Source organism: Streptomyces sp. NPDC050315 (genome assembly GCF_040655775.1).
Lineage (GTDB): Bacteria > Actinomycetota > Actinomycetes > Streptomycetales > Streptomycetaceae > Streptomyces.
In genome coordinates, this window is sequence record NZ_JBFAKN010000021.1 from 1 (window position 1) to 11,006 (window position 11,006).

10 protein-coding genes are annotated in these 11,006 nt (G+C 72.6%); 1 reads left to right on the plus strand and 9 read right to left on the minus strand.

Annotated features, from left to right (window positions below):
* From AB0I82_RS36290 to AB0I82_RS36310, 5 genes are all read right to left on the minus strand, one after another.
* The coding region (locus AB0I82_RS36290) for a biotin carboxylase N-terminal domain-containing protein (RefSeq protein ID WP_351219746.1) at positions 1 to 93 on the minus strand (93 nt) is incomplete at its 3' end.
* 204 nt (positions 94 to 297) lie between these two features.
* Positions 298 to 999, minus strand: a complete 702-nt coding sequence (locus AB0I82_RS36295; RefSeq protein ID WP_363261767.1) for a response regulator transcription factor — start codon at positions 997 to 999, stop codon at positions 298 to 300.
* A gap of 26 nt (positions 1,000 to 1,025) precedes the next feature.
* Positions 1,026 to 2,078, minus strand: coding sequence for an ATP-binding protein (locus tag AB0I82_RS36300; RefSeq protein WP_363261768.1), 1,053 nt, complete (start codon positions 2,076 to 2,078; stop codon positions 1,026 to 1,028).
* A 259-nt stretch (positions 2,079 to 2,337) separates the two neighbouring features.
* On the minus strand, positions 2,338 to 3,321 hold the full coding sequence (locus tag AB0I82_RS36305; RefSeq protein ID WP_363261769.1) for a ScbA/BarX family gamma-butyrolactone biosynthesis protein: 984 nt from the start codon (positions 3,319 to 3,321) through the stop codon (positions 2,338 to 2,340).
* Positions 3,322 to 3,578: 257 nt separating this feature from the next.
* Positions 3,579 to 4,166: a TetR family transcriptional regulator gene (locus AB0I82_RS36310; RefSeq protein ID WP_363261770.1), complete on the minus strand. Its 588-nt coding sequence runs from the start codon at positions 4,164 to 4,166 to the stop codon at positions 3,579 to 3,581.
* Between the two features lie 335 nt (positions 4,167 to 4,501).
* Here AB0I82_RS36310 and AB0I82_RS36315 point away from each other — a divergent pair, with 335 nt between their 5' ends.
* Positions 4,502 to 5,635 carry a transposase gene (locus AB0I82_RS36315; protein ID WP_363261771.1) on the plus strand — a complete coding sequence of 378 codons (1,134 nt, stop codon included), beginning with the start codon at positions 4,502 to 4,504 and terminating at the stop codon, positions 5,633 to 5,635.
* A 116-nt stretch (positions 5,636 to 5,751) separates the two neighbouring features.
* On the opposite strand, the gene AB0I82_RS36320 is transcribed toward AB0I82_RS36315, so the two are convergent.
* From AB0I82_RS36320 to AB0I82_RS36335, 4 genes are all read right to left on the minus strand, one after another.
* Entirely contained in the window at positions 5,752 to 6,699 is a 948-nt protein-coding gene (locus tag AB0I82_RS36320; protein WP_363261772.1) for an NAD-dependent epimerase/dehydratase family protein, read from the minus strand.
* The gene (locus AB0I82_RS36325) at positions 6,696 to 7,328 is read right to left on the minus strand and encodes a ScbR family autoregulator-binding transcription factor (RefSeq protein WP_363261773.1); all 633 of its coding nucleotides are present in this window, start codon (positions 7,326 to 7,328) and stop codon (positions 6,696 to 6,698) included. Before AB0I82_RS36325 ends, AB0I82_RS36320 begins: the two co-directional genes overlap by 4 nt.
* Before the next feature lie 186 nt (positions 7,329 to 7,514).
* Positions 7,515 to 10,094, minus strand: coding sequence for an MFS transporter (locus tag AB0I82_RS36330; protein ID WP_363261774.1), 2,580 nt, complete (start codon positions 10,092 to 10,094; stop codon positions 7,515 to 7,517).
* Positions 10,091 to 10,663 (minus strand): MarR family winged helix-turn-helix transcriptional regulator, encoded by a 573-nt coding sequence (locus tag AB0I82_RS36335; protein WP_363261775.1) that lies wholly within the window; start codon positions 10,661 to 10,663, stop codon positions 10,091 to 10,093. The genes AB0I82_RS36330 and AB0I82_RS36335 overlap by 4 nt, the downstream gene beginning before the upstream one ends.
* Between the last annotated feature and the right edge of the window lie 343 nt (positions 10,664 to 11,006).

An 11,006-nucleotide genomic window follows, 5' to 3' on the forward strand; every position in this document is an offset into this window, starting at 1 on the left:
GTAGACCGCTACGCTCCCGATCCCGGCGTCCCGGCATGCCCGGGCCACGCGGACAGCGATTTCGCCACGGTTGGCGATGAGCACCTTGCGCACGACAGCTCCCCCTAGACAGGAATTCTCGTACCGGTGCTCCGCGCCTTCCTGGCAAGCGGTTCCAGATCAATGCACCGGGTCGTGCCATCCACCTTTCTGCACGGAAAGCCCGGCGCACAAGGCATGCATTTGAAGGGTTCGGTCAGAGATCTCAAGAAAGCGCGGGGAATGTCAGCGGAATGACAAATGCATGCCCAGGACCGGTCATGCCGCCCGGGCCGCCCACTGCCGGCCGGCCGCGCCGCCGGACGGCTCCGGTGGCCCGGCGGGACCGGCCGGCCCGTCCGGCTCCAGTGGCCGGGCCGGGCCCGGCGCGCTGATCAGTCCGGCGGCGAGCGCCTTGGCCACCGCGTCGAGCCGGGACACGGCGTCGAGTTTGCGGAAGGTGGTGTGCAGGTGCCGCTTGACGGTCCCTGTGGTGATGCCGAGCCCGCGGGCTATCTGCTGATTGGTCATGGCGGCCGCCGCCCCGCTGAGCACCTCCCGCTCGCGCCGGGAGAGGGCGGCGTACGGTACGCGTCCGGCGCCCTGCACCGCCGCGGGGAACAGCGCGCCGAGCGCGGCGAGCAGCGCCTCCCGTCCGGCGTCCCGCGGCAGGTAGCCGTGGACCCCGGCGGCGCGCAGGGCGTGGTGGTCGGCGCGCGTGCCGCCGCCCGGCAGGGCCAGTACGGCGGTCTCGGGCGCCAGGCGGCGCAGCGAACGTACGGTGCGTACGGTGCTGCCCGGCGCCGACCAGGGCTCCAGGAGGATCACTTGAGGATGGAGCGCGACGGCCTTGCGCAGGGCTTCGTGCTCACCGGTGGCCTGGCCGAGGAGGCGGATGCCGGGCTGGGCGTGCAGCAGGGCGGTGAGGGCGTCGCGCAGCAGGGCGTTCTCGCTGGCGATGACGGCGGTGATACGTGGCATGGTTGTTTCCCCTTCTCTTTCGGCGGTCAGCCGGCCTGGTAACGGGGCAGGTGGACGTCGACACGGGTGCCGTCGCCGGCGCGGCTGGTCACGGCCAGCCGCCCGCCCACCGATTCGATGCGCTCGGACATGGACCGCAGGCCGTACGCGGGCCGTGCGGAGAGCGTGTGCGCGACGTCGAAGCCCCGCCCGTCGTCGCAGACCTGGGCGTGGGCCCACCTGCGGGTCGTCCGTACGGTGACGGACACCGTCTCCGCCGCGGCGTGGGTACGGGCGTTGAGCAGCGCCTCGCGCAGGACGAGCAGCAGTTCGCGCCGGAAGAGTTCGGGCAGGGTGGTCTCGTCCCCGGACTGCTGCCAGCGCACCTCCGGCCCCTCGGGCAGGCCGCGCACGACCTCCAGGGCTTCGCGCAGGCGGGGCACCGGGGTGCGCTCGTGCAGTCCGGCCACGATGCCGCGACTGCTCTCGGCGGCCTGCGCCAACAGGTCGCGCGCCGCGGTCAGTTGCGCGGAGGCGCGTACGGTACCGGCTTCCGCACCGAGCCGGTCCAGGGCGGCGGCCAGCGGGGTGGCCACGCGGTCGTGGACGTCCCGGGCGAGCGTCCGGCGGCCCTGCCAGGCGTCGGCGGCCCGCAGGTGCGGGCCCGCGGCGGCGCCGAAGGTCTCCCGGACGGAGTGCAGGAGCGGGAGCGCCGCGCCTGCACCCAGCCCCTGCAGGAGAAGGCATTCGGTCAACAGCATCGCGGCAGTGAGCAGTTGATCCGGCGCCGGGCGGCCGACGGCCGGCGCGGCAGGCTGACCGGCAGCCCGGCTCGCGGGCCGGGCGAGCGCGTGCCGGGCCAGCTCCAGCAGGTACCGCGCCTCCTCCTCGTCGGGCTGCCCGCCGGGCAGTTGGGCGGAGGGGGAGCGCAGCAGGCCGGCGAAGCGGTGCAGCGCGGCGTCGACGGGGTCCGGGGCCGGGCCGCCGAGGTCGTCGGGTACGGCGCCGATCGGGCGGACCCGCGGGGCGGCGGCGCGACTGAGGCCCTCCGAGAGGGCATGGGTGAAGACATCCGCCAGCAGGGTGGAGGCGGCGGTCATGGCTACTCCTCATTGCACGACGGGTTGAACGCTCGCGAAACAATGCGAACAACCTCTATGTTTTTGGGAGAGAAAAAAACGCCCAAGGCGGTGCGCGCCCCGGACAGGGGGGCGCGGCACCGGCCGGGCAGGGGTGAACGGGCGGGGGTGAAGGGGATGAGCGAGGCGACGCCGACGGCTGCCACGCGGCGGGCGCGCCGGTCGGACGAGGACGGGCGCGCGCCTGTCGGTCAGACGAGGGCGGGCGCGCGTCTACCGGTCAGACGAGCGCGGGCGCGGCTTCGCGCGAGGCGAGCACGGGCAGCGGGAAGGAGCCCGGCGCCCGCTCCACGGTGACGTCCGCGACGCAGCAGACCGTCTCGTGCTGACGCATACTCACCCGCACCCGGCAGCGGCCCGACGGGTCGGCGGGCAGCGCCTCGACCTCGACCCAGCAGGGGGCGTCCAGCTCGATGTAGCGGTGGAACTCGGTGTGCATCGTCACCGGTACGACCGGCAGCGGGTCGGCCATGGCCTGGGTCGCCTGCCGGGCGGCCTCCAGGAGCAGCATGCCGGGCACATGGTCGACCGGGTGGTCGAAGAGGACCGGGTGGCCGGTGTCGACACACAGCTGCCAGCGGCCGGTCGCGGCGTCCGGGGAGAGGACGACGTCGTAGGGCGAGACGCGGCCCACCCGCCGGGCGTGCAGCGGCAGTCCGGGGAGTACGGCGTTGGCCATGGCGCGCTGCGCGTCACCGTAGGCGCCGCGCAGCCGCTGGTAAACGGCGCGGCTGTGCACGGTGAAGCGGGTGCGGGCCTCGCCCAGGCGGCGGCTGCCCTGGTACGCCTCGGCGTGCAGGACGATGGCCGACGCGTGGCTGCTGCGGCGGGTGACGGCGGTGCAGCGGACGACCAGCCGGACCGGTATCCCGGGGTCGGTCGCCTCCATGGCGGCGGCGTCCATGCTGTAGGTGAAGTCGTCCCAGATCAGCTGGTGCCCCAGCGGCACCCCGTAGGCGGCATGGGAGAGCAGGGGAAGGAGCTGGCGGACGGTCTCGGCGAACAGCAGCGGGTCGTACCCGCCGTTGCCGCTCAGGTAGAAGCTGTGCGTCTGGGGCCGGCGCGCGGTCACCTCGTAGGTGTCCGGACCGGTCTTGCGCCAACCGGTGAGCAGCACCTCGTCCGGGTCGAGCTTGTGGACGAACTGCTGCGGGATGACCTCGTAGCGAGCAGTGGCGTCCGGGACGGTGGCAAATCGGGGCACGTCAGCATCCTTTCCCTCGTTGTGCGTTGGCCGCACAAGGCACTGGGCCGTGGCACGGCATAACATAGAGGGCATTCTTTTTTTTGTCGACCACCGGCCGCCCCACCGGCACCCACCTCCCCCCCTCGCACCACCCGTGACCAGCACCCCAGTCGCCCCAAGACTTTCTGCGACCCCGCTCAGGAAGGGAACATTCCGGTCGGTCGACGGGGAATTCGGGCTGAAATGCGCTCGCTACCAGGCCCCGTGACGTGCCGTCAGTGCGCCACCTCCGCGGACGCGCGGATGCCCTGCATGACCGCGGCCCAGATGTGCGCGAGCGCCGCCACCTCATCGGTGTCGGGGCGGGCGTGCAGGGTGACGGCGGTGCCGTTCAGCAGGTGCGCGGCGAGCTGCACCACGGTCTCCACCTCGATCTCGGCGGTCAGGTCGTTGCGCCGCCGCGCGCACTCCAGCATGGCGCGCACGGCCGGCTCCCACGCCGCCTGCCACCCGCCCGCGGTGATGACCCGCTCCTCCTCCAGCCGCACGATCGCCCGGACGGCGGGGCTGCGGGCCAGCAGCCCGGCCAGGTCGCAGGCCAGGCCGGACATGGCCGCCAGCGGATCGCCGCCGCACCCCTTCGCCTCGGCCACCACGGCGCCGGTCTCGGCGACCGCCGCCTCGGCCACCGCCTCGGCCAGCTCGCTCTTGGCCCGGAAATGGAAGGTCAGCGCGCCCATGGAGACCTCCGCCTCCTTGCACACGACCTGGAGCGAGGTACCCGCGTACCCATGGCGGGCGAACTCCCCGGCCGCCGCACGCGTCAGACGTCCACGGGTGACCACCGCGCGTTCCTGCTTCATCTGATGCCACCAATTCGACAGACCTCACCCGGCAACCGCCGCTCGGCGGGCCGGATCTGAAGGGGGATCGGGGGCTTTCGGACGGGGTGCCGCGAAGCACCGGCCAGCCGGCCGGCCGCACATCCTCACCGCAATCCCCGTGGAAAGAGACGTTAACCCCATGTACACACCAACGAGTACCCCGCGACGCCGCCCCGCGACGGCTTTGGCAGGTCACCGATCACCGGAGAGCACTGCTCCACCGAGCACGGCGAACCGTCCCTTCAAAAACATAGAGGTTGTTCGCTATTCTTTCGGCACCGACACTCCTGCCCGCACGTTCGAAGGGAGCCGCCATGACCGAGCTCTACGGGAGCGGCCCGGTACGGCCGGTGCCGCACCACCCGGCCGACGACCTGGCTCGGCACCTGTTCCAGGACCTCCCGCGCGCCGACCAGCGCCGGTGGGCCACCGCCTATCTCAGGGGTCTGTGCTCGACTCCGGGCAAGAAGTCCGTACGCAACATGGCCTGGACGGTGAGCACTTCGGACACCGCATGGCAGTCCCTGCACCAGATCGTCAACGCGAGCACCTGGCGGTGGGAGCCGGTCCGCAGGCGCCTCGCCGACTGGTGCGCGCGGCAGCTCCCGCCGCGCGCCCTGATCCCGGCGCCCGTCCTGATCCCGAAGCGCGGCCAGCACTCCGTCGGGGTCCACCGGCGCTTCGACCCCGCCAGCGGCCGGACCCTGGGCTGTCAGTGGGCGTTCGGGCTGTTCCTGGCCACCGAGCACGGCACCACGCCGCTCGACTGGCGGCTGCACCTGCCGGGCCGCTGGAGCGAGGACGCGCGGCTGCGCGCCCGCGTGTGCGTGCCCGAGACGGAAGGCGCCCGCGCGCCGCACGCCCTCACGCTGGACCTGCTCGGCCTGCCCGTCGCCCACGAGGCGCCGGTCCTGGCCACCGCCGCCCACCACACCGGCGTACGACCCCTGTTGACGGCGCTCACCGCGCGCGGCCACGGCTTCGCGCTGCGCGTCCCGTCCACCACGCCGGTCACCATCGGCCTGCTGCGCCCGACCCGCCACGTACGGGGCCCGCAGCCCACCGGGGCGCTCCCCGCCCGGCAGCTCCTGCAGCGCCTCGGCCGGGCCGCCACCACTCCGCTGGGCCCGGCCGCGGCTCAACTGCGCCTCGCGCCCGCGCTGGTGCACGTACCGGGCAGCCCGCGCCCGCTGCAGCCCGTCGCCACCTGGCCGGCCGACGGCGGGCCGCGCCACATCTGGCTCACCGACCTGCCCGCCGCCCGGCTCGCCGCCCTCGCCGACCTGCTGACCGTCCCCCTCGCCCCCGCCCCGGACACCCTGCTGGACCACGGCCTGCACGACTTCGAGGGCCGTTCCTACCCCGGCTGGCACCGCCACATGACGCTCGTCTCAGCAGCGCACGCACACCATCTGCGCATGTCCGCCGCCTGGCAACAGGCGGCCTGAAGCCGCGCCCCAGCAGCACCGGAGCCGCCCGCCGGACGTCCAGCCGGGCGGCTCAAAAGCCGGACGGCCCGAACGGCGAACGGCTCGTACGCCGGACGGCTCGTACGCCGGGTGCCTCAGGCCCCGGTCGCGCCCGCCGTCGTACCGGCCAGATACTCCGCGTACCAAGGAGCCGACTCGGCGAGCCGTTGCAGCGGGCCCGGGCCGGCCGGTACGGCCGCCAGCCGCCAGATCTCCTCGCTGCGGTACCAGTGTTCCCGGGCCATCAGCTCGAACTGACGCTCACTCATGGCGCCCGGGTACTCCCGCAGCCGGTCCACGCACCGCTGCCAGTCCCATGCCTCCTGCGGCACCTCGGGCAGCACGCCGTGCCCGGCGAGCGTGTCCATCAGTGCGCCGAGGCGCACCGGCTCGGGGTGGGCCGCGTGGTACACCCCGCTCGCCACCTCCTCTTCGCCGCACGCCAGTTGCGCGATGAGCCGCGCGAGGTCCCGCACGTCGACCAGCGACAGCCGCGCCTGCCCGCCGTCCCAGCGCGCCGGGACCCGGCGGACCAGCTCGGCCAGGGCGGGCACGACCCAGCGGTCACCGGCGCCGGTGATCAGGTACGGGCGCAGCACCACGGCGCCCGCGTCCAGCGCGTACCGCTCCCCCGCCAGCCGGGTACGGCTCGCGGCCGACACGGGGGCGGGCGCGATCTCGTCCACGGCGATCCCGGAGTGCGGTCCGAGCCCGTACACCGCGGCGGTCGAGAGGTGGACGATCCGCCGCACCCCGGCCTGTTGCGCCTCTCGCATCAGCGCCTGCGTACCGACGATGTTCACCGCCCGGCACGGCTCCTCCTCGCCCGACACCCGGGAGGCCAGGTGCACGAGTACGTCGGCGCCCTCGGCCACGCCCCGCAGGGAGTCCGGGTCGGTCAGGTCCGCGCGCACCGCGTCCGGGCCGTCCGCACGGGACAGCGCCCGTACGGTGATGTCCGCGCCGTGCGCCCGGAGCGCGGCCTGCACGGCGGAGCCGATGAAGCCGCTCGCGCCGCTCAGCAGTACCGTGCGCGGCGTCACGCCGCCGTCCCGGCGCGCTCGGCGACCTCCCGCAGCTCCGCCAGCCGGTCCGGCTGGGCGATGCCCGGGAGGATGTACCGCCACATCCGGCCGATCCGCTCCGGGAGGTCGGCCCGGTCGGGTCCGGTGAGCAGGTTCGACATGACCTGGGAGCCGGTGTACGCGGCGACGAGGAGCTGTGCGACCTCGCCGACCTCCACGTCGTCCTGCAACTCGCCCTTACTGCGGGCCGCTTCCAGCTCGCCGCGGAACAGGTCCGCCCACATGTCGTACGGGCTGAAGTCCCGCAGCCCGACCTGGCCCTGCTCGACGGCCAGCGTCACACCGGCACGGAAGAGCACATTGCTCTGCATCTCGCGGGCCAGGAAGAACGTCAGCCCGATCAGCTGCGCGAGCCCCTCCGGCCGCTCCGGCAGCGACAGGTCGGCGGCCTGCTCGTTGATGACCGCGCGGGCGAGGTTCTCCTTCGACTTGAAGTGGAAGTACATCGCCCCCTGGGTCGTGCCGGCGCGCGTCATGATCTTGCTGATGCTCGATCCGGCAAGACCGTACTCATCGAACACCTGGGCAGCCGCACGCAAGATGACGCCTCGCGTACGGATCGCCCGGTCCTGCCTCACTCGTGTCACGCGGTAACTCCAGCCCACTCAGAGCAAAGAAAACGACTGCCCTCTATGTTACCGCCCGTCCACTTCCCGGAAATCGCCTGCGGAACGCTCCACACCAGACCCGCACAATTGCCCGTACACAGCCACGCGGCCCGGCACGCCCCCCGTAGAAGCGTGCCGGGCCGGAGTTCGCCGGACCGTCATCCGTCAGGACACGGTGTCGTGCGCCAGGTCGATGTCGAAGCCGGTGCGGCCGCCGTCCTCCAGCCGCAGCGACGCGACCGCCGGTGCGTAACCGCTGGCGATGATCGTGTACTGACCGCCGTCCAGGTCGGTGAAGGCGTACGCGCCGTCGTCACCGGTGATGACGGAGAGCACCGTGTTGCCCGCCGGGTCCAGCAGGGTCACCCGGGCGTCGGCGAGCGGCTCGCCCCGCCCGCTCCGCACGGTGCCGCAGATCCGGGCACAGGGCGCGAGCCGCGCCTCGTACCAGTTGGGCTCGCCGCCGGAGCCGACCTCGGCCTGGAGCGCGGCGGGGCGGTGGCCCGCGGCGCTGACGGCCAGCGTGTAGCTGCCGGGGACCAGGTCGCCGAAGACGAACTCGCCGTCCTGGCCGGCCACGGCCGAGGCCACCACGTCACCGCGCAGGTCCGTGGCCACGACCAGCGCACCCGGCACCGGGACCGCGCCCCGGCTGTCGCGCACCTGACCGGTCAGCCCGGCCGCGCCCTTGAGCGCCAGGTCGTACGGGACCACCTCGTCGCCCACCACCACGGTCGCCGCCTGCGGCTGCCGGGTGCCGGAGGACGCGATCAGTACGTACGTCCCGGCGCCCGGTGCGGCGAGGGCGTAGCTGCCGTCCCGCGCGGTACGGGCGTGGCCGAGCTGGCGGCCGCCGATGTCGATCAGGGTCACCGCGGCGCCCGCCAGCGGCAGGCCCTGGCCGTCGCGCACCTGCCCGCTGATACCGGGGCCCGCGACGGGCTCGGCACGGTCCGCGAGGTCCGCACCGGGTGCCGTGGGCACCGCGGTCGGCGCCTCCTTCACCATGTCCACCGGCTCGGTCGCGGCCGTGTCGTCGGTCTCCGCCGCACCGGCCGTCGCGGCCTCCTCCTCGGAGGCGCGCGCCTGGAGGCCGGAGACCTGCCGCAGCGGCACCTCCTTGACGAAGAGCACCAGCACGAACGCCACCGCGATGATGATCGCGCCCAGCAGGAACACGCCGTGCATCGAGTCGGTGAAGCCGCGCTGGAAGGGCTCGGCCAGCCGCGGGTCGAGCTGCTGGATGAACGAGGAGTCGCTCAGTACCGAGGAGGAACCGCCCGCGCCCGGGTGCTGGAGCATGTCGAGCACCGGCTTGCTGGCCGGGTCGTGCAGCACCGCAGGATCGTGCAGGGCCGCCTGGAAGCGGTCCGTGGCGGCCGCGTCCTTGAACGCCGAGGCGATCTTGTCCCCGACGGTGCTGAAGAGCAGCGACAGGAAGATCGCGGTACCGGCCGTGGCGCCCATCTGCCGGAAGAAGGTGGACGACGCGGTCGCCACGCCCATGTCGCCCGGCGGCACCGCGTTCTGCACCGCCAGTACCAGCGTCTGCATGCAGGAGCCCAGGCCCAGGCCGAAGACGACCATGTAGACCATGGTCTGCCACAGCGGGGTGTCCCACTGGACCTGGAAGTGGAAGAGCAGCAGCGCCGCCACCATCAGGGCCGTGCCGATGATCGGGAAGATCTTGTAGCGGCCGGTCTTGGAGGTGATCTGGCCGGTGACGATGGAGGCGATCATCATGCCCGCCATCAGCGGCAGCATCTCCAGACCCGACCGCGTGGGGCTCGACCCCTTCACGATCTGGAGGTACTGCGGGATCATCATCATCCCGCCGAACATGCCCATGCCGATGAACACGGACAGCAGGCTGGTCTTGCTGAAGGTGCCGTTGCGGAAGAGCCGCATCGGGATGAGCGCGTCGTCGCCGATCCGCCGCTCGACGAAGATCCAGGCGATGATGCCGAGTCCGCCGATGACGTAGCAGGCGACGGAGGTGGCCGAGCCCCAGCCCCACTCGCGGCCCTGCTCCGCGACGAGCAGCAGCGGGACCACGCCGATGGCGATGGTGAGCGCGCCCCACCAGTCGATGCGCCGGTCGCGGCGGGTGTGCGGGATGTTCAGGACCTTGGCGACCACGAAGAGCGCGATGATGCCGACCGGCACGTTGACCAGGAAGACCCAGCGCCAGCCGGTGATGCCCAGCAGGGTGGCCTGGCCGGCCAGCGCGCCGCCGATGAGCGGCCCGGCGACGCTGGAGGTGGCGAACGTACCGAGCATGTAGCCCTGGTACCGGGCGCGCTCGCGCGGCGGGACGATGTCACCGATGATCGCCAGGGCCAGCGACATCAGGCCGCCGGCGCCGAGGCCCTGGACCGCCCGGAAGACGGCCAGTTCGGTCATCGAGGTGGAGAAGGTGCACAGCACCGAGCCCACGACGAAGATGCTGATCGCCGCCAGGTAGTACGGCTTGCGGCCGTGCAGGTCGGACAGCTTGCCGTAGAGCGGCGTGGCGATCGTCGAGGTGATCAGGTACGCGGTCGTGGCCCAGGCCTGCTGGCTGAGGCCGTGCAGGTCGTCCGCGATGGTACGGATGGAGGTGCTGACGATGGTCTGGTCGAGCGCCGCCAGGAACATGCCCAGCATCAGTCCGCTGAGGATGGTCAGGATCTGCCGGTGACTGAGGGCCCCCGTCCCGGCTTTCGGCGCCGCCCCCGCTATCTCGGGGGATTTCGTGGTACTCACGCTGGTGTTTCTTTCTGCTTCACGGCGGTGTCCCGGCTTTCCGGGGGATGGGGCGGGAGGCCTGAGTGCCGGGCCTCTTCCAGGTCGTCGTTGAGCCGGCCCAGCAGGCGGACCAGGTGCTCCCGGTCCTCCTCGGGCCAGCGCTCCAGGAGGGCGGCCAGCTTGCTGTCGCGCTGCCCCCGGTACACCTCGAACGCCGCACGCCCGGCCTCCGTGGCGCGCAGCAGCGTCCCCCTGCGGTCCTCGGGATCCGGATAGCGCTCGACCAGTCCCCGGTCGACCAGTGAGCGCACCTGGCGGCTCACGGTCGAGAGGTCGAGGAAGGCGTCGGCGGCCAGGTCGGTGGCGCGCCGGTCCCCGTGGTTCACGAGCTTGGCGAGCAGTACCCGGTCCGCGGCCCCGCCGTCCGTCTTGGCGCTCCGCCGCCAGGTGGTGATCAGCCGCCCGAACCGTACGATCTGCGTCCCCAGCTCGGCGGCCGCCTCGTTCAGCCTGGACGAGGTGCCGCCCGTGGCGGCGGCGTTCTCCCGGGCGCGGGTGTCCGCACCCGTCGCCCTTCCCCCAGTCATGTCTGCCTTGCCCTGTTCATTGGTTGCTTGTAGCTACCAAGAGAGTGTCCGGCATCGTGCACGCCTTCAGCAAGTCGATTCGGGACCACCCGGACACAGGTGGGGAAACTTTTACCGTGACGGCTCGTCAGAGAAATCGAGCCTCAGCAGGGGGGGCGGGGCCGGGAGCGTGCCCGGAGCCGGACTTGAACCTGAACTGTCACCTTCACTGACCTGCGAAAACGCACTGACCTGCGCAGCCGCATCCCGCTCGATCCCGCTCAACCCCGTTTCGATCCTCCGGCGCCGCTCCGGGGGGTGCCCCGGGGGCAACCCGGGGGGCGCCGGGCACCCCCCAGAAACC

Excerpts from the sequence above, each read along its gene's own strand:
- AB0I82_RS36295 (WP_363261767.1), bottom strand. The coding sequence starts at position 999 with ATGCCACGTATCACCGCCGTCATCGCCAGCGAGAACGCCCTGCTGCGC.
- AB0I82_RS36300 (WP_363261768.1), bottom strand. The coding sequence starts at position 2,078 with ATGACCGCCGCCTCCACCCTGCTGGCGGATGTCTTCACCCATGCCCTC.
- AB0I82_RS36310 (WP_363261770.1), bottom strand. The coding sequence starts at position 4,166 with ATGAAGCAGGAACGCGCGGTGGTCACCCGTGGACGTCTGACGCGTGCG.
- AB0I82_RS36315 (WP_363261771.1), top strand. The coding sequence starts at position 4,502 with ATGACCGAGCTCTACGGGAGCGGCCCGGTACGGCCGGTGCCGCACCAC.
- AB0I82_RS36335 (WP_363261775.1), bottom strand. The coding sequence starts at position 10,663 with ATGACTGGGGGAAGGGCGACGGGTGCGGACACCCGCGCCCGGGAGAAC.